Source organism: Streptomyces sp. NPDC058326 (genome assembly GCF_042879855.1).
Taxonomy (GTDB): Bacteria; Actinomycetota; Actinomycetes; order Streptomycetales; family Streptomycetaceae; genus Streptomyces.
The window spans coordinates 555,530-581,616 of record NZ_JBHVZO010000003.1; the positions used below are offsets into that span (position 1 = coordinate 555,530).

A 26,087-nucleotide genomic window follows, 5' to 3' on the forward strand; every position below is an offset into this window, starting at 1 on the left:
GAGGGCATACCTTCCTCCGTCGGTGGTCAGTGGTCAAATTTGACTACGAGGATTTCGGGAGGAATCGACATGACAGCGACTGCGGACGCGATTCTGGTGGAGGGCGCGCGCAAGCGGTACGGGGAGAAGGGCGCCCTCGCAGGCCTCGACCTCACCGTCCGGCGCGGCACCGTCCACGGCCTGCTCGGACCCAACGGCGCGGGAAAGACCACGACCGTACGGATCCTGGCCACCCTCCTGCGCCATGACGAGGGCCTGGTGCGCGTGGCGGGGTACGACGTACGGACCGAGGCCCGGGAGGTACGGCGTCGGATCGGGCTCCTCGGGCAGCACGCGGCCCTCGACGAGGAGCTGGGGGGCAGGCAGAACCTGGAGATGTTCGGCAGGCTCCATCACCTGGGCGCACGCCGCGCCGGGGCTCGGGCCGACGAGCTCCTCGACCGTTTCGGACTCGGCGACACCGGCCGCAAGCCGGTCAAGCAGTTCAGCGGCGGCATGCGGCGCCGGCTCGACCTGGCCGCCTCGCTGATCACGGAGCCCGAGGTGCTGTTCCTCGACGAGCCGACGACCGGCCTCGACCCACGCGGGCGTGGCGAGGTCTGGGAGTCGGTGCGCTCGCTCGTCGGCGGGGGCACCACGGTCCTCCTGACCACGCAGTACCTGGAGGAGGCCGACCAGCTGGCCGACCGGATCTCGGTCGTGGACCAGGGGCGGGTCGTGGCCGACGGCATGCCCGACGAGCTCAAGGCCCGGGTCGGCGTCGACCGCATCGACGTGGTCGTACGGGACGGCGCACGGCTCGAAGAGGCGGCCGGCCTGCTGCCCGTGGCGCGGGCCGAGGTGCGCGTGGACGCCGACCGGCGGCGGCTCAGCGCGCCGGTGACGGACCGGATGGCCTCGCTCGCCGAGACCGTACGGGCGCTGGGGACCGCCGGGATCGAGGCGGAGGACATCGCCCTGCGGCGGCCGACGCTGGACGAGGTCTTCCTCCATCTGACGGACGGCCAGGACGACTTCGAGGCACGGAGGGTGGCGGCATGAGCGCGGCGTACGTGGTGAGCGACTGCTGGACGATGACCCGCCGGGAACTCGCGCACTGGGCGCGGCAACCGGTGCAGGTCCTGGTCGGGCTCGTGTTCCCGGTGATGATGCTGCTGATGTTCGGCTATCTGGTCGGCGGCGGCCGGAGCGTCGACGGCGACTACGTCGACTTCCTGGTGCCCGGGATGCTCACGCTGACCATGGTGTTCGGACTCGAAGGCACCATGACCGCGGTCACGCAGGACCTGAACAAGGGCGTGATCGACCGGTTCCGCTCGATGCCGATGACCGACGGAGCGGTGCTCGTCGGGCGGGCCGCCGCCGACATGCTGCAGTCGACCGTGGGGCTGCTCGTGATGGTCGGCGTCGGGTACGCGATCGGCTGGAGGGCGAACGGCGGCCTCGGCAGCACCCTGGGAGCCCTGGGACTGCTGCTCCTGCTGCGCTTCGCGATGCTCTGGATCGGCATCTTCCTCGCCCTGGTCGCAGGGCGGGCCGAGCTGGTGCAGGCGGTGCAGATCCTGGTGTGGCCGGTCGGCTTCCTCTCCAACGCCTTCGCCTCGCCGGACTCGATGCCGGGGTGGCTCGGCACCTTCGTGGAGTGGAACCCGATGTCGGCGACCGCGACGGCGGTCCGTGACCTCTTCGGCAACCCGGGCGGCGAGCCGGGGCACATCGGCTCGGCGGTGGTGTGGCCGCTGGTGCTCCTGGTGGTCTTCTTCCCGCTGGCCGTACGGAGGTTCGGGCGGCTCGGGAAGTAGCGGCGCGGAGGTGGGAACCCGAAGGCGGTGAGCGGTGTATTGAAAGCAGCGGCCCACCGCGGACCGCCCGAGGGATGACAGGGGGACGTGCGATGCGCAGGCCGGTGGGAGTGGTCGGCGCCGTCGTGGCGCTGGTGTTGGTGGTACTGACGGGGTGTACGGGGTCGGGGACGGGCTCGGGGCCATCGGTCTCGGGGCCATCGGTCTCGGGTTCGGGGACTCCGGGGACCTCGGGTTCGGGTTCGGGTTCGGCGGGGACCCCGCGGCCCCCCGGTTCGACTTCGGGCTCGGCGGGGGTTCCGGCGGCTTCCTCGTCCCCTGGGCTGTTCGGGGCGCCGCCCCGGATACCGTCCGGGCCGGGGCTGCCCGGCTGGGCGCACAGTCTGGGCTTCGCCCGGGACGGCAGCGGGTTCGCGCTGCTCGCCGAGTGCGTGAGCGATCCGGCGGCGCCGGAGAGCGGCTTCTGCCGGCAGCACGTGGCCGTGCGGGACGCCGGTGCGAAGGAGTGGGTGCTGCGGCGGTCCCCACTGCCCAGGACCTCGGGGACGGACGGCATCTCCTCTCAGTTGGTCCCACTCGGGCCGGGCCGGGCGCTCGTCGAGGACGGAGGCGCGGAGCCCGGTGACGCACGGAGCTGGTTCACCCGGGACGGCGGCCGCTCCTGGCGGGAGACCGACCGGCGCACGGCCGGGACGACCCCGGAGATACCCGCGGGGGCGGTGCTCACCACGGGCTGCGCCGCGCCCGCCGGAGCCCTGCCCGACGCGTGCGAGCGGGAGCGTCTCGTGGTCGTCTCGCCGCAGGACGGGCGGCGCCGGGCGCTGGCCCGGGTGCCGCTGCTCGGGGCGCATCCCCGGCCGCAGGAGCAGCCGGAGCCCGACGGCTCCTGGTGGGTCTCGGGCACGGATCCGCTCTCGGGCCGTGCGGCAGTCGCCGTCTCCCGGGACGGGGGGCGCTCCTGGACGGCCGGCCGGCTGCCGAGCCCCGCCTCCGGGCCCGGCTGGTACACGGTGGTCGCGGTGGGCCAGGACGCGGTGTACGCGGCGGAGATGGGAGAGCTGGCGGCCGGTGAGCCCGTCAAGAACCCGATGCGGGCCCTGCACCGCTCCCTGGACGGCGGCGGGACCTGGCAGCGGATGTGGACCACGGGTCCGACCGCGGAGCCCCGCAGCCTGCTGGGCGTTCCGGTCCCGGGGCCCGGCGGCCGGGTCGGGATCGGCGCGGAGCCCTCGGGGTACGAGAGCGTGGACGGCGGCCGTACGTTCGTCCGGCTCGGCGACGGCAGCCGTCACACCCGCCGCACGCCGCTCGGCCTGCTGCGCGAGTCGTCGAGCTGCCGGTACGAGCTGACCGCCGACGGAGTGCGGTGGTCGGAGTTCCGGCTGGCCTGCGAGGGGCAGGTGCCCTGAGCCTCGTGGACCCTCGGCACGCAGACACCGCCGAGCCTGCCCTCGGGGCAGCCGGCGCTGTTTCCGGACAGGGGTCTAGGGGGTGTCTGACAATTCCCGCCGGGTCCGGCCCGCCCGGCACGCACGCTCGCCGCACGGCCGAAACGCCCAAGTAGCTCCGCTACGAGGGCGTCCCGGCCGCACGCCGATCGCACGCACCGAACGCCCCGGCCTGATCCGGCGCGAATTGTCAGACAGGCCCTAGTGGTGGAAGGAGGTGGCCGCGCTCCGGTCGTCGGTGAACGGATGGGGCTGGCGCCGGAGTTCGGGGAGCAGTCGTTTCAGGTCCTCGACGAGGAGCCCGGCAAGGTCGGCCGAGAAGCCGTTGCGGCAGACCACGCGCAGCACGGACAGGTCCTCGCGGTCGGCGGGGAAGGTGTAGGCGGGGACCAGCCAGCCCCGTTCGCGCAGCCGCCGTGACACGTCGAAGACGTCGAAGGAGGTGACGTCGGGAGCGGTGGTGAAGGCGAAGACGGGCAGCTGGTCGCCGCGGGTGAGGAGCCGGAAGTCGCCCATGGCCTCCACGCGTTCGGCGAGGCCGCGGGCGATGTCCCGGGAGGCCTGCTGCACCGCCCGGTAGCCCTCCCGGCCGAGCCTCAGGAAGGTGTAGTACTGCGCGACGACCTGGGCGCCCGGCCGGGAGAAGTTGAGGGCGAAGGTGGGCATGTCGCCGCCCAGGTAGTTGACGCGGAAGACGAGTTCCTCGGGGAGTTCGGCGGGCGAGCGCCACAGGGCCCAGCCGACGCCCGGGTAGACCAGGCCGTACTTGTGACCGGAGGTGTTGATGGAGGAGACGCGGGGGAGCCGGAAGTCCCACACGAGGTCCTCGTCGAGGAAGGGGGCGACCATGGCGCCGGAGGCGCCGTCGACGTGGACGGGGATGTCGAGACCGGTGCGTTCCTGGAGCGCGTCCAGGGCGGCGCAGATCTCGGCGACGGGTTCGTAGGAGCCGTCGAAGGTGGAGCCGAGGACGGCGACCACCCCGATGGTGTTCTCGTCGCAGAGCGCGGCGGCGGAGTCGGCGTCGAGGTGGAAGCGGTCACCCTCCATGGGGACGAGCCGGGGTTCGACCTCCCAGAAGGCGCAGAACTTCTCCCAGCACACCTGGACGTTGACGCCCATCACGAGGTTGGGGCGTGCCGAGCCCGGATAGCGGTCGGCGTTCCGCTTGGTCCAGCGGCGCTTGAGGGCCATGCCGGCGAGCATGCAGGCCTCGCTGGAGCCGGTGGTGGAGCAGCCGACGGCGGTGGCCGGGTCCGGGGCGTTCCACAGGTGGGCGAGCATGGCCACGCACCGGCGCTCCAGTTCGGCGGTGCGCGGGTACTCGTCCTTGTCGATCATGTTCTTGTCGCGGCACTCGCCCATCAGTACCCCGGCCTGGGGTTCCATCCAGGTGGTGACGAAAGTGGCCAGGTTGAGCCGGGAGTTGCCGTCGAGCATCAGCTCGTCGTGGACGAGCTGGTAGGCGCTCGTCGGGGGCAGGGGGCCGTCGGGCAGCCGGTGGTGGGGCGGTGCCTCGGTCATGCCGCCGACCGGGTCGGCCTCCCCGAAGAAGGGGTTGAGAGAGAGCCTGCGCTCGGGCTCGGGAGGGGAGGCGGCGGGGCCCTGGTGCAGCGGCATGGGGACTCCTTCTGTCCGGTGGGGGCGGGGGTCAGAGCAGGGGGCGGCCGTGCTCGTCGAGTTCGAGCTGGGGGCGGCCGGTGACGATCAGCCAGGCGGGGAGGGAGGCGAGGCAGAGCAGGGCGAGCATCGCGGGGGAGGCGGCGAGGACCGCGCCGGTGAAGAGGCTGATCCAGCCCTGCCGGGTGGTGGCGAGCAGGACGCCGAGGACGGCGGAGGAGACGGCGACCGCCGGGTGGACCTCGGGCACGAGGGCCTGGGCGAGCAGTCCGAAGGCGGCGCCGATGAAGACGGCGGGGAAGATCCGTCCGCCCCGGAAACCGCAGGAGGCGGCGACGAGGAGGGCGAGGAGTTTGACCACGGCGAGGGTGGCCAGTTCGCCCGAGGACCGGCCGCCGATCGATGAGGTGAGCTCCTTGACCTCCTCCAGGCCCTTGAAGAGCGTCAGATGGCCGCCGAGGGCGCCCAGGAGACCGAGGACGAGTCCGCCGAGGGGCAGCATCACCATGGGGTGGCGCAGGCGCCGGAAGGCCGCGTGGACGTAGGGGAGGAGGTAGCAGGAGGCGAGACCGAAGACAGCCGCCGCGGAGGCGATCACCAGGGCGGCGAGGAGGTCGCCCCAGCCGGGGTCGGTGAGCGGGGGGAGGCCCAGGGCGAAGCTGGGTTCGGCGAGGAGCTGGGTGGTCATCGACCCGGCGCCGGCGGCGACGAGCGGCGCGAAGAGCCGGTCCCAGAGCGAGCCGCGTCCCGGCTGGCCGGCCAGGGCCTCGGAGATGACGAGGGCGGCGGCCACGGGGGTGCCGAACAGGGCGCCGATGGTGGCGGCCGAGGCGAGGGAGACCCAGACGGCGCCCGGCAGCGAGGGCTGGGCCTTGCGGCCGAGCCAGTACGCGAGGGCGATGTTGGTGGCGATGATCGGGTTCTCGGGGCCGAGGCTGACCCCGCCGGCGAGCGCGAGCACGCCCGCGAGCAGCAGCCCCGGTACGACCCCGGGGGCGATCGGCGCCCCGCCGAGACCCGTGGAGGCGGGGTCGGGACCGGCGTGCCCTGGCGCCTTCCAGATGACGAGGCCCACGGCGACGCCGGTCGCCGTGAGCATGATGATGATCCAGAGAGAGGAGTACCCGCCGATACCGAGCGCGTCGGGCAGGTCGTTCCAGAGGACCTCCTGGAACTGCTCCGCGAGGGCGCTGATCCCCAGAAAGAGCAGACTCGCCGTCACGCCGACCACGAGCGCGGGGAGCAACTGCGGCAGCAGGACCCGGAGCGGGGTCTCGCCGGAGGGGGACGACGCGGTCGGAGCGTGATCGGTGGCCACCGAGTCACCATAAGTGGATGAATGCCTCAGAATGCCCCAAGAGGCGAGCCGAACGGGCTTGCGCCTCACGTGCCACGTCGCCGCCCGGCCCCGCCGAACCCGCCCCACGGGGCCGCCCGCGGTCTCCTTCGGACACGTCCCCATGGGGCTGCCCCGCGGGTTCCTTCAGGCGCGTCCCCCTGGGGCCGCCCCGCGGTCTCCTTCAGGCGCGTGGGGCGATCACCACCGCCGTGCCGTACGCGCACACCTCCGTGCCCACGTCCGCCGCCTCCGTCACGTCGAAACGGAACATCAGCACGGCGTTCGCGCCGCGTGCCTGAGCCTGTTCCACCAGGCGTTCCATCGCCTGGTTGCGGGTCTGCACCAGGGTCTTCGTCAGACCCCTCAGCTCCCCGCCGATCATCGACTTCAGGCCGGCGCCGATCTGGCTGCCCAGATGGCGCGAGCGGACCGTGAGACCGAAGACCTCACCGATCACCTGCCGGACCTCGAACCCCGGCACGTCGTTCGTCGTCACGACCAGCACGTCGGGGTGCGGTCCCTGACCGCCCCCGTACTCCTCGATGCCCATCGGCATACACCTCCTGACCCCCCAGCCTCGGGGCCGCGCCCCTCGTCCGCATCCCGTGAGGTCCGGGTGGAACCGGGCGCGTTCGGCTCGCGTTGATAACTTGGGGCCAGCCGTCCCCCACGCCCCCACCGACCGCAGGAGCCCGGAACCCGTGAACACGCTTGCCCTCGGACCGAGCTGGCTGGACCCGGACTATCTGATCCAGACCTTTGGTCTGATCGGTGTCCTCGTCATCGTCTTCGCCGAGTCCGGACTCCTCATCGGGTTCTTCCTGCCCGGCGACTCGCTGCTCTTCACCACCGGCCTGCTCGTCACCACTGGAAAGCTCGACACACCCCTGTGGCTGGTGTGCACCCTCGTGGTGGCCGCCGCGATCATCGGCGACCAGGTCGGCTACCTCTTCGGCCGGAAGGTGGGCCCGGCCCTCTTCAAGCGGCCCGACTCCCGGCTCTTCAAGCAGGAGAACGTCGAGAAGGCCCACGAGTTCTTCGAGAAGCACGGCCCGAAGTCGCTGATCCTGGCCCGCTTCGTCCCCATCGTGCGGACGTTCACGCCGATCATCGCGGGCGTCAGCCGGATGAACTACCGCTCGTTCATCACGTTCAACATCATCGGCGGCGTGCTCTGGGGAGCCGGGGTGACCATCCTCGGTGCCGCCCTCGGCAAGATCGACTTCGTGCACAAGCACATCGAGATGATCCTTGTCGGGATCGTCCTGATCTCCGTGATCCCGATCGTGATCGAGTTCCTCCGGGCTCGCTCCCAGTCCAAGAAGGAGCGGGCCGAAGGCGACCACGACGCCCCCGGCACCCCCAACCCGCAGTCCCCCCGCGGCCGCCACGCCAAGCGCTGACCCGAGGCCGGACCAGAGGTCAGAACCCCCGGGTGCGCTTCGCGGCGCGCCGCGCCGCCGCAGCGCCCGGGGCCTGCATGAAGAGGCGGGCCAGCTCGCCTCCCAGGTTCACGCCGATGGCGATCGCCAGGGCCAGGGCCGCCGCCTTCGCCAGCGAGGCGAAGCCCTGGTCCAGGTTGTTCTGGGCGATCGCGAGCACCCCGAAGTACGTCGCGGAACCGGGGAGCAGCGGGCCGATCGCCGCCGTCACGTACGGCAGCGACGATGTGTGCTCGTAGCGGGCGATCAGCTGCCCGAAGAGCCCCACCAGGCCCGCCGCCACCGCCGTCGCCATGACCGCCGAGCCCTCCGCGGTCACCGCGATCGACGCGTAGACCACCCACGCCACCCCGCCGTTCAGCGTCGCGAACAGCACCGTCGCCCGCGACTGCTGCAACAGGATCGCGAAGGTCGCGCACAGCACCATCGACGCCAGGATCTGGGTCACCGGCCGCTCCACGGCCTGCAGCTTCCCCTCGGGGTTGAGCTCCGCGTCGAACTGCACGGCGATGTACAGCACCGACAGCACGCCCACCACGATCGCGACGAAGAAGTACGCGACCTCCAGGAGCCGGGCCGACGCCGTGATGTAGAACCCGGTGAGACCGTCCTGCACCGCCGCCACCAGGGCACGTCCCGGGATCAGCGCGAACAGGCCACCCGTGATCACCGCCGACGGACGCAGATCCGCGTGCAGCATCGTCAGGAGCACTCCCATCGCCGCCGGCGGCATCGCCGCGACGAGGAACTGGTAGAACTCCGGCAGCCCGCGCCCCGCGCACAGCCAGGCCAGCCGGTCGCCGAGCACCGCGCCGAGCGCCGCCACGAAGAAGACCGTCGGACCACCGCCGAGCAGCACCGAGGCCGCACCGGCGAGGACCCCCGCCGCCGCCGTCAGGACCCACCCCGGATACGGGTGCCGGTTGCGCCGTATCTCCGCGAGCCGCCGGTACGCCTCCTCCGGCGTCACCTCGTGCGCCTGCGCGTTGATGTCGGCGAGCAGGGTGTACACCGCCGCGAGCCGCGTGTAGTCCGTCCCCCGGCGGCGTACCGTCCGGTTCGCCGTGATCGGATCGTCCACCAGCGACGGCTGGTAGGTGACGGCCAGCAGGGTGAACGTCACCGTCGGCTCGACCCGGTCGAGACCGTACGAACGGCAGATCGCGAACATCGCCGCCTCGACGTCCTCCGCGCCCTCCCCGCCCGCGAGCAGTAGCTCGCCGATGCGCAGGGTCAGGTCGAGCACGCGCGGCACCGAAGGACCGGACTCGTCCTCCTTGTGCCGTGCCTCCGGCACCGGCCGCTCACCCACCGGCAGCCGCAGCATGGTCCGCATCCGGTCCTGCCACGGCGCGTCCTGCGACAGCCGCACCAGAGGCACCCCGTACGCCGGGGTGAAGACGGGCGGCGAGTTCTTCGCCGAGTACGTCGCCGGCTTCGCGAACGCCGAGCCCTCCTGCTCGGCCGGCGGCTCCGCGGTGAACCCCGCGGGCAGGGCGAACTCGGAGGTCGGATGCTCCTCCTCGGGAGGCGCGGGCTGCTCCACACCGGCAGGCGGCACGAACGCGCTCCGCGCCTCGTCCGACTGCGGCTTGCGGTCCTCCGGAGCGTCGTCCGGACTGCCCTTCGAGCCGTTCGGCTCCGCCACCACTCTCTCCGCCTCACTCCCTAGGGAATCGTGGATTCCAGTATGGGCATGCGACGGACGCGCGAAAGGCGGTGCACCCCCAGAGGTGCACCGCCTGTCACACGATCAGAACATGAGCCCACGAGAAGCGGAGGCTCGGCCGAGAAGCGGAGGCTCAGTGGCCGCCCTGCTCCTTGGCGCGCGCGTACGACTTCTCGATCTCTTCCTCGGCCTCGGCGCGGCCGACCCAGTCGGCGCCCTCGACCGACTTGCCCGGCTCCAGGTCCTTGTAGACCTCGAAGAAGTGCTGGATCTCCAGGCGGTCGAACTCCGCCACGTGGTGGATGTCCCGCAGGTGCTCCATGCGCGGGTCCGTGGCCGGGACGCACAGCAGCTTGTCGTCGCCGCCCGCCTCGTCCGTCATACGGAACATGCCGATGGCGCGGCACTTGATGAGGCAGCCCGGGAAGGTCGGCTCGTCGAGGATGACGAGAGCGTCCAGGGGGTCGCCGTCCTCACCCAGGGTGTTCTCGACGTAGCCGTAGTCGGTCGGGTAGGCCGTAGACGTGAAGAGGCGACGGTCCAGACGGATGCGACCGGTTTCGTGGTCGACCTCGTACTTGTTCCGCGATCCCTTCGGGATCTCGATGAGAACGTCGAACTCCACGGGTGGCTCCTCCTGAATCAACACAAGTGAATGCTCGCGACGGCGCGCGGTGGTTAAGTGTCCCTCACGCACGTGTGTGATCGCGAAAGGGGCTGGTCAGCAATGCCCGAGCCGAGGATGTGGCAGGTCACGGCGGGCTCCGCCGCCCTCGGTCTCGCCCTGGCCGCCGTCGCGGTGACCGCGGCAGGGCCGTGGGACTCGGGTCAGCGTACGGCCGAGCGGGCCCGCGCCGCCGCCCCGGTGGCGGGTGGCGCGCGTCACGCCCCGCCGCCCGCACCCGCCGCGCCCCGGCGCCCCGCGCCCGCCCCCAGCGCTCCGGGCGTCCTCACCGCCCTGCACGCTCCGGCCCCGGCCGGGCGCCCCGCGGACCTCGCCGCCGTCCTCGTACCGCTCCTCGCCGACCCCGGGCTCGGGCCGCTGCGCACCGCCTCCGTCGTCGACACCGCCACCGGCGAGCAGCTCTACGGCGAAGGCGCCGGCACCCCGATGACCCCGGCCTCCACCGTCAAGATCGCCACGGCCGCCGCCGCGCTCTCCGCGCTCGGCCCCGACCACCGCATCCCCACCACCGTCACCGCGGCCCCCGACGGCCGCACCGTCACCCTCACCGGCGGCGGCGACCCCACCCTCGACCCGGCCCGCCTGAAGACCCTCGCCGCCGACACCGCCCTGGCGCTGAAGAAGCGGGGCCGTACCGCCGTACGCCTCACCTACGACACGACCCTCTACCCGGGCCCCACGCTCCACCCCATCGGCCCCAACGAGAACATCGCCCCCGTCGTCGCCCTCATGACCCGCGGCGGCCGCCTCGACGACAGCACCGGCGGCCCCGCCCCCCGCACCGCCGATCCGGCCGGCGACACCGCCAGGACCTTCGCCGGCCTCCTCACCGAGGCCGGCATCACGATCGCCGACGACCCGGTGCCCGGCCGCGCCGCCCAGGCCGCCCCCCTCGCCCGTACGCACTCCGCCCCGCTCGCCGACCTCGTCGAGCGGACGCTCACCCACAGCGACAACGACCTCGCGGAGGCCCTCGCCCGGCAGACCGCTCTCGCCCGCGAGCAGCCCGCGAGCTTCGACGGCGCCGCCAAGGCCGTGCACGACGAGCTCGCCCGCCTCGGCCTCCCCGTCGCCGGAGCCCGCTTCGCCGACGGCAGCGGACTCGACCGCCGCGACCGTGTCTCCGCCTCGCTCCTCACCGGACTGCTCACCCGAGCGGCCGACCCCGCGCACCCGGCCCTGCGCCCCCTTCTCACCGGACTGCCCGTCGGCGCCTTCACCGGCACCCTCGCCGGCCGCTTCGACACCGCACCCGCTACCGCCGGAGCCGGGCTCGTGCGGGCCAAGACCGGCACCCTCACCGGCGTCAACACGCTCGCCGGGACCGTCGTCACCGCCGACGGCCGCCTCCTCGCCTTCGCGTTCCTCGCCGGCCGCACCGTCTCCCCGTACGAGGCACAGCCCGCCCTCGACCGGCTCTCCGCCGCCCTCGCCGGACAGCGCTGACCGTCGTCCGGCGCCGCTCCGCCCCGTACCCCACCCGTGTCCGACCCGCTCCGAACCCTCACCGAACACGCGCCGAGACCGTACGGTTGACGCATGACGAGCATCGGTGGCGCAGGCACATCCGGGATGGTCGACTGGAACCTCGCGGTGGCGACCGCGACCCGCCTCGTGCGGCCAGGACCCGAAGTCAGCCGCGACGAGGCCCGCGAGGTCGTCGCCGAGCTCCGCAGGCACGCCAAGGCCTCGGAGGAACACGTCCGCGCCTACACGCGGATGATCCCCGAGGGCCACGACGCCCAGGCCCTCCCCGACACCCCCGTCCTCATCGTCGACCGGGCCGGCTGGATCAAGGCCAACGTCGCCGGCTTCCGTGAACTGCTCACCCCGCTCCTCGGCAAGATGCAGGAACGCCGCTCCGCGACCCCGGGCAGCGCCGTCCTCGGCGCCGTCGGCGGCAAGGTCACCGGCGTCGAACTCGGCATGCTCCTGTCCTTCCTGGCCTCCCGCATCCTCGGCCAGTACGAGACCTTCGCCCCCGCCACCCGCGAACTCCCCGCCGGAGCCAACGGCGGCGGACGTCTCCTCCTCGTCGCCCCGAACATCGTCCACGTCGAACGCGAACTCGACGTCACCCCCCATGACTTCCGGCTCTGGGTCTGCCTCCACGAGGAGACCCACCGCACCCAGTTCACCGCCGTCCCCTGGCTCCGCGACCACCTCCAGGGCGAGATCCAGTCGTTCCTCGCCGCCACCGACGTCGACCCCGGCACCGTCGTCGAACGTCTCCGCGAAGCTGCCCAGACCCTCGCCGGCGGCCGCCCCGAGGGCGAGGAGGGCGAACCCTCCCCGTCCCTGGTCGAACTCGTCCAGACCCCCGAGCAGCGCGAGATCCTCGGCCGGCTCACCGCCGTCATGTCCCTCCTCGAAGGCCACGCCGACTACGTCATGGACGGTGTCGGCCCCCAGGTCGTCCCCTCTGTCGCCGAGATCCGCGAGAAGTTCCAGGCGCGACGGGCCCGCGGCGCCTCCCGCCTCGACCTCGCCCTCCGCAAGCTCCTCGGCCTCGACGCCAAACTCCGCCAGTACCGCGACGGCGAACGCTTCGTACGAGCCGTCGTCGACCAGGTCGGCATGGACGGTTTCAACCGCGTGTGGACCTCGCCCAACACCCTCCCCACCAAGACCGAGATCGCCGCCCCCGCCGACTGGATCGCGAGGGTGCACCGTAGGGCAGACTCGTGAGACGGGTGCGGCACACGGCACAGGAACACGTCGGAACGCCTCACCAATCACCCATCCGAGGGACCCTGACCACGGGGTGAGGCGTGCAATGCTCGGGTAACGGCCGGGTTTCTGTCACCATCGACGCACTCTGAGTGACCGAACCCCCCTTTCCGACCGTTAAGACTCCGACCGAGGCACCCCACCCCCATCACGAAGGGCACCGGACATGGGTCCCCATCCTGCGGTCGCGGCGATACGCCTGGCGGTCCGCCGCGTACTCCACGACGTCCTCACCGAACACGCCACCACGGACGACGCGCACACCCCCCTCGTGCTCGTCGCCTGCTCCGGAGGCGCCGACTCCATGGCGCTCGCCTCCGCCCTCGCCTTCGAGGCCCGAAAGCTTCCCGTGCGCGCCGGCGGCATCACCGTCGACCACGGGCTCCAGCACGGCTCCGACACCCGCGCCGACGAGGTCGCCGGCCGCATGGCCGCCCTCGGCCTCACCCCCGTCGAGGCCGTCACCGTCTCCGTCGGCCGCGAGGGAGGACCCGAGGCCGCCGCCCGCGACGCCCGGTACGCGGCCCTCGACGCCGCCGCCGAACGCCACGGAGCCGCCGCGGTCCTCCTCGGCCACACCCGCGACGACCAGGCGGAGACGGTCCTGCTCGGCCTGGCCCGCGGCTCCGGCATCCGCTCGCTCTCCGGCATGGCCGCCGTCTCCGGCGCCGCCGGCCGCTACCGGCGCCCCTTCCTCCAGCTCGACCGCCAGACCGTCCGCAAGGCCTGCGTCGCGCAGGAGCTCGCCGTCTGGGACGACCCCCACAACAGCGACCCCGCCTACACCCGCTCCCGGCTCCGTCACGAGGGCCTCCCGGCTCTCGAGAAGGCCCTCGGGAAAGGCGTCGTCGAAGCCCTCGCCCGAACGGCCCAGCTCTCCCGCGACGACGCCGACGCCCTCGACACCTGGGCCGCCGACGCCGAGACCTCCGTACGCGACGACGCGGGCGCCCTCGAATGCGCCAAGCTCTTCGGGCTGCCCCCCGCCGTACGCCGCCGTGTCCTGCGCCGGGCCGTCATCGCCGAGGGCGCACCCGCCGGCTCCCTCTTCGCCCGGCACATCGAGGAAGTCGACCGGCTCATCACCGGCTGGCGCGGCCAGGGGGCCATCAACCTGCCCGGCCGCGTCGAAGCCCGCCGCCAGGGTGGCAGACTGGTCATCCGGCAAGGCTGACGCACGCTGCAACGAAAGTGACCCGGGTGAACGAGAAGGACATGGGCACCGACCTCCAGTCGGTGCTCATCACCAAGGAAGAGATCGACGCCAAGCTGGCAGAGCTGGCCGCGAAGATCGACGCGGAATACGCGGGCAAGGACCTGCTCATCGTCGGCGTCCTCAAGGGCGCCGTGATGGTGATGGCGGATCTGGCTCGCGCCCTTTCCACTCCCGTCACCATGGACTGGATGGCCGTCTCCTCCTACGGCGCCGGCACCCAGTCCTCGGGCGTCGTCCGGATCCTCAAGGACCTCGACACCGACATCAAGGGCAAGCACGTCCTGATCGTCGAGGACATCATCGACTCCGGCCTGACCCTGTCCTGGCTGCTCTCGAACCTCGGCTCGCGCGAGCCCGCCTCCCTCGAGGTCTGCACGCTGCTGCGCAAGCCCGAGGCCGCCAAGGTCGCGATCGACGTCAAGTGGATCGGCTTCGACATCCCCAACGAGTTCGTCGTCGGCTACGGCCTCGACTACGCCGAGAAGTACCGGAACCTTCCGTTCGTCGGCACGCTCGCCCCACACGTCTACGGCGGCTGAACAACCGGCCGTACGGGGAACCCCGACCGCCTTCCCCCCGTTGAACGACGGGAAGGCGGTCGCGGGCGACGATGCTGAGGTACCGTCCGAAGAACAGCTTTTTCACACAGCAGCTCTCACAGCAGCATTTTCCTACGGGCAGGAGGGACGGAGCGTTCTCGCTCCGTATGGATGGACGTGAAGCGATACTTCCGTGGGCCGGTCATGTGGATCGTGCTGGCCGTCCTCGCCGTGGTCGTGCTGATGCAGGTCGTCGGCTCGTCCGAGGGCTACAAGACGGTGGACACCGGCAAGGTCGTCCAGGCGATCGACAAGAACCAGGTCAAGCAGGCAAAGATCACCACCGGTGATGAGCAGATCGTCAAGATCGAGCTCATCGACGGTCAGAAGATCGACAAGAGCAGCAAGGTCCAGGCCAGCTACATCGGCAGCCAGGGCGTGGACCTCGCCGACAAGCTCCAGGAGAAGTTCGAGGCCGGGCAGATCGAGAAGGGCTACACCGTCTCCCCGACGAAGCAGTCGCCCTTCGTCTCGATCCTGCTCTCCCTCCTCCCCTTCGTCCTCATCGTGGTCGTCTTCCTCTTCCTGATGAACCAGATGCAGGGCGGCGGCTCCCGCGTCATGCAGTTCGGCAAGTCCAAGGCGAAGCTCATCACCAAGGACACGCCGAAGACCACCTTCGCCGACGTCGCCGGCTCGGACGAGGCCGTCGAGGAACTCCACGAGATCAAGGAATTCCTCCAGGAGCCCGCGAAGTTCCAGGCCGTCGGAGCCAAGATCCCCAAGGGCGTCCTGCTCTACGGCCCGCCCGGAACCGGCAAGACGCTCCTCGCGCGCGCCGTCGCCGGCGAAGCCGGTGTGCCGTTCTACTCGATCTCCGGATCCGACTTCGTCGAGATGTTCGTCGGCGTCGGTGCCTCCCGGGTCCGCGACCTGTTCGAGCAGGCCAAGGCGAACGCTCCGGCGATCGTCTTCGTCGACGAGATCGACGCCGTCGGACGCCACCGCGGCGCCGGCCTCGGCGGCGGCCACGACGAACGCGAGCAGACCCTCAACCAGCTGCTCGTCGAGATGGACGGCTTCGACGTCAAGGGCGGTGTCATCCTCATCGCGGCGACGAACCGCCCCGACATCCTCGACCCGGCGCTCCTCCGCCCCGGACGCTTCGACCGCCAGATCGCCGTCGACCGCCCGGACATGCAGGGCCGTCTGGAGATCCTCAAGGTCCACCAGAAGGGCAAGCCGGTCGCCCCGGACGTCGACCTCGGCGCCGTCGCCCGACGCACCCCCGGCTTCACCGGCGCGGACCTCTCCAACGTCCTCAACGAGGCGGCGCTCCTCACCGCCCGCTCGGACAAGAAGCTGATCGACAACCACTCGCTGGACGAGGCGATCGACCGAGTGGTCGCGGGCCCGCAGAAGCGGACCCGGATCATGTCGGACAAGGAGAAGAAGATCACCGCGTACCACGAGGGCGGACACGCCCTGGTCGCGGCGGCCTCGCCCAACTCCGACCCCGTCCACAAGATCACCATCCTGTCCCGCGGCCGCGCCCTGGGCTACACGATGGTCCTGCCGGACGAGGACAAGTACTCGACCACCCGCAACGAGATGCTCGACCAGCTGGCCTACATGCTGGGCGGCCGCGCGGCGGAGGAGCTCGTCTTCCACGACCCCACCACGGGCGCGGCGAACGACATCGAGAAGGCCACCGCCACGGCCCGCGCGATGGTCACGCAGTACGGCATGACCGAGCGTCTCGGCGCCATCAAGTTCGGCGGCGACAACACCGAGCCGTTCCTCGGCCGCGAGATGGCGCACCAGCGCGACTACTCGGAAGAGGTCGCGGCGCTGGTCGACGAAGAGGTCAAGAAGCTCATCGAGACCGCGCACAACGAGGCCTGGGAGATCCTCGTCGAGAACCGTGACGTCCTCGACAACCTGGTCCTCGCCCTCCTGGAGAAGGAGACGCTGGGCAAGGAGGAGATCGCCGAGATCTTCTCCACCATCGTCAAGCGTCCGGCCCGTCCGGCCTGGACCGGCTCCTCCCGCCGCACGCCGTCCACGCGTCCGCCGGTGCTCTCCCCCAAGGAGCTCGCCCTGACGAACAGCGCGAACGGCTCGGCGACCCCGACGGTCGACACCACCAAGGGCATCGACATCGCCCCGGTGGAGACCCCGGAGGACTGAGGTCCCGACCCCCGGAATGGCTGCCGCGCCCCCACAGGTTTTAGCCTGTGGGGGCGCGGCTTTTCGCGTAACGGTTCATACGGAACGAGGCACAGAGATGACCGACCCGGTGACGCTGGACGGCGAGGGCACGATCGGCGAGTTCGACGAGAAGCGCGCCGAGAACGCCGTACGGGAGCTCCTCATCGCGGTCGGCGAGGACCCGGACCGCGAGGGGCTGCGCGAGACGCCGGCGCGGGTGGCCCGGGCGTACAAGGAGATATTCGCGGGGCTGTGGCAGCAGCCCGAGGACGTGCTGACGACCACGTTCGACCTGGGCCACGACGAGATGGTGCTGGTCAAGGATATTGAGGTGTACTCGACATGTGAGCACCATCTCGTACCGTTCCGCGGGGTGGCGCACGTCGGATACATCCCGTCCACCACGGGCAAGATCACCGGTCTGTCGAAGCTGGCCCGGCTCGTCGACGTGTACGCCCGCCGGCCCCAGGTGCAGGAACGTCTCACCACTCAGGTGGCGGACTCGCTGATGGAGATGCTGGAGCCCCGCGGCGTCATCGTGGTCTTCGAGTGCGAGCACATGTGCATGTCGATGCGCGGCATCCGCAAGCCGGGCGCCAAGACCATCACCTCGGCGGTGCGCGGCCAGCTGCGCGACCCCGCGACCCGCGCCGAGGCTATGAGCCTCATCATGGCCCGCTGAGGCGCTGCGGCGGGAGAACTCACTCAGGCCCGGGCCTTGCCCGGGCCTTCGTCGTCGTCCTCCGGGAGCTTGCAGACGCGCTCGAGGAAGAGGGCGGCCGCGATGACGGCGATGCCCGCCGCGACCGCGAGGGCCGCGTAGAGCGCCTGGTCGCGGCGGGCCGGGACGTCGAGGGAGCCGAGGAGGAAGACGCCCGTGCCGCCGTACATGCCGGCGACGAGGGCGGCGACCAGGGCGCTCGCCTGGCCGAAGACCACCGCGCGGGCCGCCATCAGGGGTTCGACGCCCTTGGCGCCCGGGCGGCGGTCGCGCTGTGCCCTGAGGCGGGAGCGGATCGAGAGGGCCGTCGCCGTGAGGACGACCGCGATCACGGCGAGGACGATGGGCGCCGCGATCGGCACGCTGGGAAGGGTGCCGACCGAGTCCCAGAGCCTGGCGCCGCCCCAGGAGAGGATGCCGGCGACGAGGAACAGTCCGGCGAGCACCTTCAGCCGCAGTTGTTTCACCGGGTGTCCTTCGCGTGGTCGTCGGTCGTGGTCGTGGGCGGTCTGCCACGAAGCGTAACGACTACTCGGGGAGACGGAGTTCCAGGTCGGCGCGGCGGGTGACGCCTTCACTGCCGAGCGCGGCGAGAAGCGCGGCCACGGGGCCGTGGCCGGAGAGCCGGGCGTCCGGGGCGACGTCGTGCCAGGGGGCGAGCACGAAGGCGCGCTGGTGGGCACGGGGGTGCGGGAGGGTGAGGACAGGGTCCTCGGAGACGACGTCCGCGTACGCGACGATGTCGACGTCGATGGTGCGGGCGCCCCAGCGCTCCTCACGGACGCGGTGGAAGGCCTCTTCGACGGCGTGGGCCCGCTCCAGGAGGGAGGACGGCGGCAGCGTCGTCTTCACGAGGGCGACCGCGTTGAAGTACGAGGGCTGGGTGCCGGGCTCGACGCCCCAGGGCTCCGTCTCGTACACGGGGGAGACGGCCTTCACCCGGAGGCCCGGGGTGTCCGCGAGGGCGTCGACGGCGCCCTGGAGGGTCTCCAGGCGGTTGCCGAGGTTGGCGCCGAGAGCGAGGACGGCCCAGCGCGGGTTGGAGAGCGTGACGTCGGCGGCGTCGACGGCCTCGACGACCGAGGCCGGTACGGGCTGCACGGTGGGGTCGCTCTGCGTCGGCTTCATCGTCGGCTCCGGGTGATCGTGATGGTCACGTCGTCGAAGGGCACGGTGATGGGCGCGTCCGGCTTGTGGACGACGACTTCCACCTCCTGGACGCCGGCGTGGCTCAGGCACTGCTGGGCGATGCGCTCGGCGAGGGTCTCGATGAGATCGACGGGTTCGCCCTGGACGACGTCGACGACCTCTTCGGCGACGATCCCGTAGTGCACGGTCTTCGTCAGGTCGTCGTCGGCGGCCGCCGGGCGGGTGTCCAGGCCGAGGACCAGGTCCACGATGAAGGTCTGGCCCTCCTCGCGCTCCTTGGGGAAGACGCCGTGGTGGCCCCGGGCCTTGAGGCCGCGCAGCGCGACACGATCCACGCGAATCACTCCTGCTGTCGTAGTTCGGGTGGCCACGCAGCCGGGTGCGGACGGCCGGGTGTCCACTGTCGAATCTACCTGCGGGCACCGACAGCGCTTGCCCGTGGGGGGCGTGGGCGGGTCAGGAGGGCGGTTCGACGTCGTCCGCGCCGGGCTCGCCGTCCTCGGTCCCCTCGGTCTCCGCGAGGACGGGGGAGGCGTGGTGCGACCAGATCTTCCAGCCGCCCGGTGTGTGGCGGAACACATTGGTGGCGACGACGAGCTGGCCGACGAGAGGGCCGAGGGCGGCGCCGTCCTCGGCGGGGCCGCCGCTGAGGATGTTCTCGGTGCAGGTGACGACGGCGGTGCGGCCGGCGAGGGAGATCTTCAGGTCGGTGAGGAAGAACTGGATGTACTCGGTGTTCGCCATGATCAGCGCGTACGAGCGGAGCACCTCGCCGCGGCCGGTGAGGACGGGCCAGCCGGGGTGGACGCAGGTGATGGGGGTGGCGCCGTCGTCGAGCCAGAGGTCGGCGACGCCCTCGAAGTCGCCGGTCTCCATTGCCTCGTAGAAGGCGGTGTTGGCGGCTTCTACGGCTGTCTCGTCGGCGCCGCGGGGGCCCCGGGGCTCGTCGTCGTGCCCGTTCTCCCCGTCCTCCGTCCAGTCCTCCCGGCTCATGCGGCTCCCTCGACGGCGCGGGCGACCCGTACGGCGTCGGCGGTGGCTCTGACCTCGTGGACGCGGACGGCCCACGCGCCCGCGTGGGCGGCGAGGGCAGAGACGGCGGCGGTGGCGGCGTCGCGTTCGCGGGCGGGCGGCGGGCCGGCGCCCTCGCGGGCGAGGACATGGCCGAGGAAGCGCTTGCGGGAGGCGGCGACCAGGAGGGGGCGGCCGAGGGCGCGGAGCTCGGGGAGGTGGGCGACGAGGGCGAGGTCGTGGGGCGCGAGCTTGGCGAAGCCGAGGCCGGGGTCGACGACGATGCGCTCGGGGTCGATCCCGCCGTCGACCACGGCTTCGAGGCGGGCGCGGAGTTCGCCGACGACCTCGGTGACGACGTCGTCGTACACGGCGAGGCTGTTCATGTTCTGGCTGAATCCGCGCCAGTGCATGACGACGAAGGGGACCTCGGCGGCGGCGACGGCGGGGACCATTCCGGGGTCGGCGAGGCCGCCGCTGACGTCGTTGACCAGGACGGCGCCCGCTTCGACGGCGCGGGCGGCGACGCCGGCGCGCATGGTGTCGACGGAGACGGTGACGCCTTCGGCGGCGAGGCCGCGGACGACGGGGACGACACGGCGGAGCTCTTCCTCCTCGTCGACGCGGGTGGCGCCGGGCCGGGTGGACTCGCCGCCGACGTCGATGAGGTCGGCACCCTCGGCGACGAGTTCCAGGCCGTGCTTGACGGCGGCCGTGGTGTCGAACCAGCGGCCGCCGTCGGAGAAGGAGTCGGGCGTCACGTTGACCACGCCCATGACCGCGCAGCGGTCCCACTCGGGCAGGCCCCGGGCGGTGCCCCGGTCGATCGTCGTACTCATGTGTCCAGCGTAGGGCCCGGGGGCGAGATCAGGCCGCGCGGATCTCGCGTTCGGCGGGTGCGGGGACGATGTGGGCGCAGGGCCGGGGCGCCGGGGCGGGGCGCCTGCGGGTGAAGGGCCGGGGCAGGGAGAGGTTCACGAAGCCTTCTGCCTGCATGGCGGCGAAGCCGATGCGGGGCAGGTCGCGGCTGGTGCGGTAGACGACGAAGCGGGGTTCCCAGCGTGGCCGGAACTTGGCGTTGAACTTGTACAGCGACTCGATCTGGAACCAGCGGGAGAGGAAGACGAGGAGTCCGCGCCAGACGCGCAGGACGGGTCCGGCGCCGATCTTCTCGCCGCGGGCGAGAGCCGAGCGGAACATGGCGAAGTTGAGGGATACGCGAGTGATGCCCAGGCCGGGGGAGGCCTGGAGGGCGGCGACGATGAGGAGCTCGTTCATGCCGGGGTCGGCGGAGCGGTCGCGGCGCATGAGTTCGAGGGACATGCCGTCGGGGCCCCAGGGGACGAAGTGGATGATCGCCTTCAGGTCGCCGTAGGGGGAGGCGGAGCCGTCCTCGTCGGTCTTGTGGGCGGTCGCTATGACGGCGTCGCCGTCGCCGGGGGCGCCGATGCGGCCGAGGGCCATGGAGAAGCCGCGCTCGGTGTCGGTGCCGCGCCAGTCGGCGGCGGCGCGGCGGACCCGTTCGAGTTCGGCGTCGTCGAGGTCACGGACGCGGCGGACCCGGGTGGTGTAGCCGCCCCGTTCGATGCGCTTGACCATCTGGCGGACGTTGCGCATGGCCCGTCCGGCGAGGGAGAAATCCGCGACGTCGACGACCGCCTCGTCGCCGAGTTCGAGGGCGTCGAGGCCGGTCTCGCGGGTCCAGACCTGGCCGCCGGTCTCGGAGCAGCCCATGACGGCGGGGGTCCAGGAGTGGGCCTTGGCCTCGTCCATGAAGCGTTCGATGGCGCCGGGCCAGGCCTCGACGTCGCCGATGGGGTCGCCGCTGGCCAGCATGACGCCGGAGACGACGCGGTAGCAGACGGCGGCCTTGCCGCTGGGCGAGAAGACGACGCCCTTGTCTCGGCGGAGGGCGAAGTGGCCGAGGGAGTCCCGGCCGCCGTGCTGGTCGAGGAGGGCGCGCAGCCGGGTCTCGTCGTCGTCGGTGAGGCGGGCGGCGGGGTGTTCGGGGCGGAAGGCGAGGTAGATGGTGGTGAGGGCGGTGAGCATGCCGAGGGCGCCGAGGGAGTAGCCCACGGTCCAGTCCACGCCGTTGCTGTAGCCGACGGGGCCCTCGACGCCGAAGAGTCCGTAAAGGACGTGCTCCAGGCGGTCCGAGAGGCTCGGGCTGCCGATGACACGGCGCGGGTGGGCGCTGACGATGACGAGGCCGAGGGCGATGGACCCGCCGCCCATGACGACGAAGTTGGCGAGTGCGCGCCAGCGGCTCCGGGGGTCGGGGAGGGCGGCGAACTCGGCCCGGTGGCGGAGGAGGAGGGCGAGGAGTACGAGGGAGAGGAGGGCGCCGAGGACGGAGTGGCGCCAGATGAACTGGGCGGCTGCGCCGAGCGGCAGGAGGACGACGGCGGCGCGCCAGGCGCGGCGCTTGTGCCGCTTGAGGCCGTGGGCGAGGAGCAGGAGGAGGACGCCGGCGCTGAGGGAGAGGGCGGCGGAGAGGGGGCCGAGGGTGCCGGGGAGTACTTCGGCCATGGCGTGCATGCGGCTGGCGCGGAAGCGGGGGAAGACGCCGGCGGCGATGTCGATGAGGCCGATGAGGGTGCAGGCCGTGCCGACGATCGTGGGGACCTTCTCGGGCCGGGGGCCGCGGAGAATCCGGCGTACCCGAACCGGAACCATTCCTGATTTGTCCCCATCTAGCGTGACAGACATGGCTTCCCGTACTTCCCGTGGTCCAGCGAGGGGTCTTTGACTCCGGTCGGGCCCTGCGGCGCGTTCGGCGGGCCGTTCCGGCTGGTGCGCCTTCTAGGACGGAGTCGCGCGGAGTCGGGTTCATTCGGTCACAGGAAATTCTCGGAAAGAAGGCTCGGTCGCCCCATGGGTCTCACCAGCAACAAAGTCCTCGCGGTCGCGGTCGTGCTGGCCGTGGCGCTGTTCCTCGCCACGGTCTGGCTGTGGCCGCGCCTCGCACGCCGTGGCTGGCGGGCGTACGTGGGACGGGTGGGGCTGCTGCTCGCGACCCAGGTGGCGCTGTTCGCGGCGGTGGGCCTGACGGCGAACCGGTCGTTCCTCTTCTACGGCTCATGGGCCGATCTGTTCGGGCAGGAGCAGGACATGGGCGTGGTCGTCGACCACGCGGCCGGCTCGAAGGATCTGCGGGTGGTGGGCAGGCAGGGCCTTGACGTGCCCGGCGGCGGACGTCCCACGGTCGCCGGCCAGATACAGAAGGTCGTGGTGGCGGGGAAGCGGTCGGGAATCGTCTCGCCGGCGTACGTCTACCTGCCGCCGGAGTACTTCCAGGAGCGGTACGCGAAGCGCACGTTCCCGGCCTCGGTGGGTGCTCACGGGGTATCCGGGGACCGCGGAGAACCTCATCAAAGGGTTGAAGTACCCGAAGACGGCGTACCTCCAGGCGAAGGAGGGGCGGATGCAGCCGATGATCCTGGTGATGCTGCGGCCGACGGTGGCGCCCCCGCGGGACACCGAGTGCGTGGACGTGCCCGGGGGGCCGCAGACGGAGACCTTCTTCGCGGAGGACCTGCCGAAGGCGGTCTCGGAGACGTACCGGGTGGGGACGAAGCCCCGGAACTGGGGGTTCATGGGGAACTCCACGGGTGGGTACTGCGCGCTGAAGATCGCCCTGCACCACCCGGACCGGTTCGCGGCGGGGGCCGGGTTCTCCGCGTACTACCGGGCGGCGGAGGACGTGACGACGGGGGACCTCTTCCACGGCGACGACCGGCTGCGGAAGGGGGGCGACCTGCTGTGGAGCCTGGACCACCGGCCGCAGGGCGACTCGTCGTTCCTGGTGACGACGTCGAAGCGGGGCGAGGGCAATCGGCGGGGCACGCTGGACTTCATCAAGAAGGTGAAGAGCCCGGCGCGGGTCTCGTCGATCACGCTGGAGAGCGGCGGCCACAACTTCAACACCTGGAACAGGGAGATCCCGCCGGGACTGGTCTGGATGGGCGGCAAGCTCAGCGCGACCTGACGCCCTACTCCACCGCGGCCCGGCGCAGGGCGCGGTGGACGCCCGCCGGGGTGAGGACGCCGAGCGGGCGGCCGTCGGCGCCGGTGACGGTGAGCCGGCCGGAGTCGTGCTGGAGGAGCATGGCGAGGGCGTCCTTGAGGGAGGTCCCGAGGGGTACATGGGTGCCCTCCTCGTATTGCTCGGTGCCTCCGACGCACCCTTCGAGGCTTCCCTTCCGGATGTCGAGGTCGGCCTCGGTGACGGGGGTGACGGCGAGCCGCTTGAGGCCGCGGTCGCTGCCGACGAAGTCCGCGACGTACGGGGTGGCGGGGGCGCCGAGGACGGTGGCGGGGGTGTCGAACTGCTCGATGCGGCCCTGCCCGTAGACCGCCATGCGGTCGCCCATGCGCACGGCCTCCTCGATGTCGTGGGTGACGAGGAGCACGGTCTTGCGGACGGTGGCCTGGAGGGCGAGGAACTCGTTCTGCAGGCGCTCGCGGACGACGGGGTCGACGGCGCCGAAGGGCTCGTCCATGAGGAGGACGGGCGGGTCGGCGGCGAGGGCGCGGGCGACGCCGACGCGCTGGCGCTGACCGCCGGAGAGCTGGGCGGGGTAGCGGGAGCCGTAGACGGCCGGGTCGAGGCCGACGAGGTCGAGGAGTTCGGCCGCACGCGCGCGTGCGGCCGCCTTCTTCCAGCCGAGGAGCGCGGGGACGGTCGCGGTGTTGTCGAGGACCGTGCGGTGGGGGAAGAGCCCGACCTGCTGGATGACGTAACCGATCTTGCGGCGCAGGGCGACGGGGTCGACGCCGGAGATGTCCTCGCCGCCGACGAGGACGCGGCCGGAGGTCGGTTCGACGAGCCGGTTCACCATCATCATCGTGGTCGTCTTGCCGCAGCCGGACGGCCCGACGAGGGTGACGAGTTCCCCCTCGGCGACCTCGAAGGAGAGGTCGTCGACGGCCGTGGTGCCGTCCGCGTACCGCTTGGTCACGTGCTCGAACCGGATCATGGTTCCCCATTCTGGCCTCTGGACGCCGGGGGCGTGTGAAGGGCGTGTTGCCGCATTGTGGCGGGGCTCGGGGATTGTCGGTGGCGGGGGTTAGGGTCGTCACACATGCGTTCGGGAAGTCGGCGACCCGGGGGAGGGACGGATGAGCGCACCGAACTGTCTGGTCACGAACGACTGGATCTGCGGGGAGTATCTGCGCACACGTGCCGGGGAGTTGACGGACGCCACCCTCCAGCATGTGGGAATCACGGTCGTCTCCGTGGTGATCGCGCTCGCCGTCGCCGTGCCGCTCGCGCTCCTCGTCCGCGCCAGGCCCCGCTTCGCCGGACCGGTCCTCGGTCTGACCACCCTGCTCTACACGGTTCCGTCGCTCGCCATGTTCTCGCTGCTGCTGCCCTTCTTCGGCCTGTCGGCGGCGCTCGTGGTGACCGGGCTCGTGCTGTACGCGCTGACGATCCTCGTGCGGAACACGCTGGCGGGCCTCGCCGCGGTGCCCGCCGAGACGCGGGAGGCCGCCCGGGGCATGGGGTACGGCTCGCTGCGGCTGCTCTGGCAGGTCGAACTGCCCCTCGCGCTGCCGGTGCTGATGGCCGGGATACGGATGGCGACGGTCTCCACGATCGCGCTGACGACGATCGGTTCGGTCGTCGGGCGCGGTGGCCTCGGCAACCTCATCGAGGACGCGCTGCCCACTTTCTTCAAGGCGCAGATGCTCGCCGCCTCGGTGCTGTGCGTGCTGCTCGCCGTCGCCGCCGACCTGTTGCTCCTGGGACTCCAGCGGCTCCTTACGCCCTGGACCCGCATACGGACCGCGCCGGGAGGTGGGTGAGACGGGCATCGTGACGGACGCCTGGGGCTGGCTCACCACCGGCGCGCACTGGACGGGCGATGAGGGCATCGGGCAGCGGCTCGCCGAGCACGTGTACGTGAGCGGGGCGGCGCTGCTGATCGCCGCGGCGCTCGCGCTGCCGCTGGGGCTCTGGCTCGGTCATCTCGGCCGCGGCGGGGCGCTCGCGGTGAACGTGTCGAACGTGGGGCGGGCGATCCCCGTCTTCGCGGTCCTGGCCCTGTTCATGGTGTCGCCCCTGCGGAACGCCGGCTATGTGCCGACGGTCGTGGCCCTCGTGCTCTTCGCGATACCGCCGCTCCTCACCAACGCGTACGTGGGGGTGCGGGAGGTGGACCGGGCCGCGGTGCGGGCGGCCCGGGGCATGGGAATGACGGGCGGTCAGCTCTTCCGCCGGGTCGAACTCCCGCTCGCCCGGCCGGTGGTGATGACGGGCGTGCGCTCGGCCGCCGTGCAGGTGGTCGCCACGGCTACCGTCGCGGCGATGGTCGGGCAGGGAGGCCTCGGCCGGATCATCACGGCCGGCTTCGCCACGTACGACACCGCGCAGGTCGTCGCGGGCGCCCTGCTCGTGGCCCTGCTCGCCCTTCTGGTGGAGGGCGTCCTCGTGGGCGCGGACCGCCTTTTCGAACGACGTGAACGAACGAACGAACGAACGCTGACTGGAGATGGGTGATCT

The 26,087-nt window shown here is 71.7% G+C and carries 24 protein-coding genes and 1 pseudogene; 13 read left to right on the forward strand and 12 right to left on the reverse strand.

The genetic code is table 11. From position 1 onward, the window contains the following. Positions 1 to 69: 69 nt before the first annotated feature. The 3 genes from ACFVYX_RS08220 to ACFVYX_RS08230 all read left to right on the forward strand — a co-directional run bounded on the left by ACFVYX_RS08220 (position 70) and on the right by ACFVYX_RS08230 (position 3,211). The gene (locus ACFVYX_RS08220; RefSeq protein ID WP_389680518.1) at positions 70 to 1,041 is read left to right on the forward strand and encodes an ATP-binding cassette domain-containing protein; all 972 of its coding nucleotides are present in this window, start codon (positions 70 to 72) and stop codon (positions 1,039 to 1,041) included. Next, the gene (locus ACFVYX_RS08225; protein WP_389680519.1) at positions 1,038 to 1,802 is read left to right on the forward strand and encodes an ABC transporter permease; all 765 of its coding nucleotides are present in this window, start codon (positions 1,038 to 1,040) and stop codon (positions 1,800 to 1,802) included. The genes ACFVYX_RS08220 and ACFVYX_RS08225 overlap by 4 nt, the downstream gene beginning before the upstream one ends. 431 nt (positions 1,803 to 2,233) lie before the next feature. After that, positions 2,234 to 3,211, forward strand: coding sequence for a WD40/YVTN/BNR-like repeat-containing protein (locus tag ACFVYX_RS08230; protein ID WP_389680520.1), 978 nt, complete (start codon positions 2,234 to 2,236; stop codon positions 3,209 to 3,211). Between the two features lie 240 nt (positions 3,212 to 3,451). On the opposite strand, the gene ACFVYX_RS08235 is transcribed toward ACFVYX_RS08230, so the two are convergent. From ACFVYX_RS08235 to ACFVYX_RS08245, 3 genes are all read right to left on the reverse strand, one after another. Then, positions 3,452 to 4,870: a glutamate decarboxylase gene (locus ACFVYX_RS08235; RefSeq protein ID WP_389680521.1), complete on the reverse strand. Its 1,419-nt coding sequence runs from the start codon at positions 4,868 to 4,870 to the stop codon at positions 3,452 to 3,454. A gap of 31 nt (positions 4,871 to 4,901) precedes the next feature. Next, entirely contained in the window at positions 4,902 to 6,188 is a 1,287-nt protein-coding gene (locus ACFVYX_RS08240) for an ion channel protein (protein WP_389680522.1), read from the reverse strand. 202 nt (positions 6,189 to 6,390) lie between these two features. Then, a complete protein-coding gene (locus ACFVYX_RS08245) occupies positions 6,391 to 6,759 on the reverse strand; it encodes a YbjQ family protein (protein WP_389680523.1) in 369 nt (122 codons plus the stop codon). 151 nt (positions 6,760 to 6,910) lie between these two features. On the opposite strand from ACFVYX_RS08245, the gene ACFVYX_RS08250 reads away from it, so the two are divergent. After that, positions 6,911 to 7,612 carry a DedA family protein gene (locus tag ACFVYX_RS08250; RefSeq protein WP_389680524.1) on the forward strand — a complete coding sequence of 234 codons (702 nt, stop codon included), beginning with the start codon at positions 6,911 to 6,913 and terminating at the stop codon, positions 7,610 to 7,612. 19 nt (positions 7,613 to 7,631) lie between these two features. On the opposite strand, the gene ACFVYX_RS08255 is transcribed toward ACFVYX_RS08250, so the two are convergent. Together ACFVYX_RS08255 and ACFVYX_RS08260 are read right to left on the reverse strand one after the other, a co-directional pair. Next, the gene (locus ACFVYX_RS08255) at positions 7,632 to 9,302 is read right to left on the reverse strand and encodes a threonine/serine exporter ThrE family protein (protein WP_389680525.1); all 1,671 of its coding nucleotides are present in this window, start codon (positions 9,300 to 9,302) and stop codon (positions 7,632 to 7,634) included. Positions 9,303 to 9,453: 151 nt separating this feature from the next. Next, entirely contained in the window at positions 9,454 to 9,945 is a 492-nt protein-coding gene (locus tag ACFVYX_RS08260; protein ID WP_024758444.1) for an inorganic diphosphatase, read from the reverse strand. Between the two features lie 102 nt (positions 9,946 to 10,047). On the opposite strand from ACFVYX_RS08260, the gene dacB reads away from it, so the two are divergent. The 6 genes from dacB to folE all read left to right on the forward strand — a co-directional run bounded on the left by dacB (position 10,048) and on the right by folE (position 17,383). Continuing rightward, entirely contained in the window at positions 10,048 to 11,451 is a 1,404-nt protein-coding gene (gene dacB / locus ACFVYX_RS08265) for a D-alanyl-D-alanine carboxypeptidase/D-alanyl-D-alanine-endopeptidase (protein ID WP_389680526.1), read from the forward strand. Between the two features lie 93 nt (positions 11,452 to 11,544). After that, positions 11,545 to 12,693, forward strand: a complete 1,149-nt coding sequence (locus ACFVYX_RS08270; protein ID WP_389680527.1) for a zinc-dependent metalloprotease — start codon at positions 11,545 to 11,547, stop codon at positions 12,691 to 12,693. 208 nt (positions 12,694 to 12,901) lie between these two features. Further along, the gene (gene tilS / locus ACFVYX_RS08275; protein ID WP_389680528.1) at positions 12,902 to 13,909 is read left to right on the forward strand and encodes a tRNA lysidine(34) synthetase TilS; all 1,008 of its coding nucleotides are present in this window, start codon (positions 12,902 to 12,904) and stop codon (positions 13,907 to 13,909) included. Between the two features lie 41 nt (positions 13,910 to 13,950). Then, positions 13,951 to 14,490 (forward strand): hypoxanthine phosphoribosyltransferase, encoded by a 540-nt coding sequence (gene hpt, locus ACFVYX_RS08280; RefSeq protein WP_030219931.1) that lies wholly within the window; start codon positions 13,951 to 13,953, stop codon positions 14,488 to 14,490. 171 nt (positions 14,491 to 14,661) lie between these two features. Continuing rightward, a complete protein-coding gene (gene ftsH, locus ACFVYX_RS08285) occupies positions 14,662 to 16,680 on the forward strand; it encodes an ATP-dependent zinc metalloprotease FtsH (protein WP_389680529.1) in 2,019 nt (672 codons plus the stop codon). A 97-nt stretch (positions 16,681 to 16,777) separates the two neighbouring features. Next, positions 16,778 to 17,383 (forward strand): GTP cyclohydrolase I FolE, encoded by a 606-nt coding sequence (folE, locus tag ACFVYX_RS08290; RefSeq protein ID WP_389680530.1) that lies wholly within the window; start codon positions 16,778 to 16,780, stop codon positions 17,381 to 17,383. 23 nt (positions 17,384 to 17,406) lie between these two features. Here folE and ACFVYX_RS08295 read toward each other — a convergent pair whose 3' ends face one another. The 6 genes from ACFVYX_RS08295 to ACFVYX_RS08320 form a co-directional block, all read right to left on the reverse strand. After that, positions 17,407 to 17,889: a DUF3180 domain-containing protein gene (locus ACFVYX_RS08295; RefSeq protein ID WP_389680531.1), complete on the reverse strand. Its 483-nt coding sequence runs from the start codon at positions 17,887 to 17,889 to the stop codon at positions 17,407 to 17,409. A 61-nt stretch (positions 17,890 to 17,950) separates the two neighbouring features. Further along, on the reverse strand, positions 17,951 to 18,550 hold the full coding sequence (folK, locus tag ACFVYX_RS08300) for a 2-amino-4-hydroxy-6-hydroxymethyldihydropteridine diphosphokinase (protein WP_389680532.1): 600 nt from the start codon (positions 18,548 to 18,550) through the stop codon (positions 17,951 to 17,953). Beyond that, positions 18,547 to 18,906, reverse strand: a complete 360-nt coding sequence (gene folB / locus ACFVYX_RS08305) for a dihydroneopterin aldolase (protein WP_056569486.1) — start codon at positions 18,904 to 18,906, stop codon at positions 18,547 to 18,549. Before folB ends, folK begins: the two co-directional genes overlap by 4 nt. Before the next feature lie 121 nt (positions 18,907 to 19,027). Further along, positions 19,028 to 19,564 (reverse strand): nuclear transport factor 2 family protein, encoded by a 537-nt coding sequence (locus ACFVYX_RS08310; protein ID WP_389680533.1) that lies wholly within the window; start codon positions 19,562 to 19,564, stop codon positions 19,028 to 19,030. Next, entirely contained in the window at positions 19,561 to 20,421 is an 861-nt protein-coding gene (gene folP / locus ACFVYX_RS08315) for a dihydropteroate synthase (RefSeq protein WP_389680534.1), read from the reverse strand. The genes ACFVYX_RS08310 and folP overlap by 4 nt, the downstream gene beginning before the upstream one ends. A gap of 28 nt (positions 20,422 to 20,449) precedes the next feature. Next, positions 20,450 to 22,291, reverse strand: a complete 1,842-nt coding sequence (locus tag ACFVYX_RS08320) for a phosphatidylglycerol lysyltransferase domain-containing protein (protein WP_389680535.1) — start codon at positions 22,289 to 22,291, stop codon at positions 20,450 to 20,452. A 165-nt stretch (positions 22,292 to 22,456) separates the two neighbouring features. Between ACFVYX_RS08320 and ACFVYX_RS08325 the strand changes: the two are divergent. Further along, positions 22,457 to 23,570, forward strand: a pseudogene (locus tag ACFVYX_RS08325) (alpha/beta hydrolase). 4 nt (positions 23,571 to 23,574) lie between these two features. Here the strand turns inward: ACFVYX_RS08325 and ACFVYX_RS08330 are convergent. Beyond that, on the reverse strand, positions 23,575 to 24,561 hold the full coding sequence (locus ACFVYX_RS08330; RefSeq protein ID WP_389680536.1) for an ABC transporter ATP-binding protein: 987 nt from the start codon (positions 24,559 to 24,561) through the stop codon (positions 23,575 to 23,577). 142 nt (positions 24,562 to 24,703) lie between these two features. On the opposite strand from ACFVYX_RS08330, the gene ACFVYX_RS08335 reads away from it, so the two are divergent. Both ACFVYX_RS08335 and ACFVYX_RS08340 read left to right on the forward strand, forming a co-directional pair. Next, a complete protein-coding gene (locus ACFVYX_RS08335; RefSeq protein ID WP_389680537.1) occupies positions 24,704 to 25,390 on the forward strand; it encodes an ABC transporter permease in 687 nt (228 codons plus the stop codon). Further along, the gene (locus tag ACFVYX_RS08340; RefSeq protein ID WP_389680538.1) at positions 25,383 to 26,084 is read left to right on the forward strand and encodes an ABC transporter permease; all 702 of its coding nucleotides are present in this window, start codon (positions 25,383 to 25,385) and stop codon (positions 26,082 to 26,084) included. The genes ACFVYX_RS08335 and ACFVYX_RS08340 overlap by 8 nt, the downstream gene beginning before the upstream one ends. Positions 26,085 to 26,087: the final 3 nt, after the last annotated feature.

What these genes read in the sequence shown, in the direction of transcription:
- hpt (WP_030219931.1), top strand. Translation starts at nt 13,951, where the DNA reads ATGGGCACCGACCTCCAGTCGGTGCTCATCACCAAGGAAGAGATCGAC.
- ftsH (WP_389680529.1), top strand. Translation starts at nt 14,662, where the DNA reads ATGGACGTGAAGCGATACTTCCGTGGGCCGGTCATGTGGATCGTGCTG.
- ACFVYX_RS08335 (WP_389680537.1), top strand. Translation starts at nt 24,704, where the DNA reads ATGAGCGCACCGAACTGTCTGGTCACGAACGACTGGATCTGCGGGGAG.
- ACFVYX_RS08235 (WP_389680521.1), bottom strand. Translation starts at nt 4,870, where the DNA reads ATGCCGCTGCACCAGGGCCCCGCCGCCTCCCCTCCCGAGCCCGAGCGC.
- tilS (WP_389680528.1), top strand. Translation starts at nt 12,902, where the DNA reads ATGGGTCCCCATCCTGCGGTCGCGGCGATACGCCTGGCGGTCCGCCGC.
- ACFVYX_RS08310 (WP_389680533.1), bottom strand. Translation starts at nt 19,564, where the DNA reads ATGAGCCGGGAGGACTGGACGGAGGACGGGGAGAACGGGCACGACGAC.
- dacB (WP_389680526.1), top strand. Translation starts at nt 10,048, where the DNA reads ATGCCCGAGCCGAGGATGTGGCAGGTCACGGCGGGCTCCGCCGCCCTC.
- ACFVYX_RS08220 (WP_389680518.1), top strand. Translation starts at nt 70, where the DNA reads ATGACAGCGACTGCGGACGCGATTCTGGTGGAGGGCGCGCGCAAGCGG.
- ACFVYX_RS08225 (WP_389680519.1), top strand. Translation starts at nt 1,038, where the DNA reads ATGAGCGCGGCGTACGTGGTGAGCGACTGCTGGACGATGACCCGCCGG.
- folE (WP_389680530.1), top strand. Translation starts at nt 16,778, where the DNA reads ATGACCGACCCGGTGACGCTGGACGGCGAGGGCACGATCGGCGAGTTC.
- ACFVYX_RS08245 (WP_389680523.1), bottom strand. Translation starts at nt 6,759, where the DNA reads ATGGGCATCGAGGAGTACGGGGGCGGTCAGGGACCGCACCCCGACGTG.
- ACFVYX_RS08330 (WP_389680536.1), bottom strand. Translation starts at nt 24,561, where the DNA reads ATGATCCGGTTCGAGCACGTGACCAAGCGGTACGCGGACGGCACCACG.
- folK (WP_389680532.1), bottom strand. Translation starts at nt 18,550, where the DNA reads ATGAAGCCGACGCAGAGCGACCCCACCGTGCAGCCCGTACCGGCCTCG.
- ACFVYX_RS08270 (WP_389680527.1), top strand. Translation starts at nt 11,545, where the DNA reads ATGACGAGCATCGGTGGCGCAGGCACATCCGGGATGGTCGACTGGAAC.
- folP (WP_389680534.1), bottom strand. Translation starts at nt 20,421, where the DNA reads ATGAGTACGACGATCGACCGGGGCACCGCCCGGGGCCTGCCCGAGTGG.
- ACFVYX_RS08320 (WP_389680535.1), bottom strand. Translation starts at nt 22,291, where the DNA reads ATGTCTGTCACGCTAGATGGGGACAAATCAGGAATGGTTCCGGTTCGG.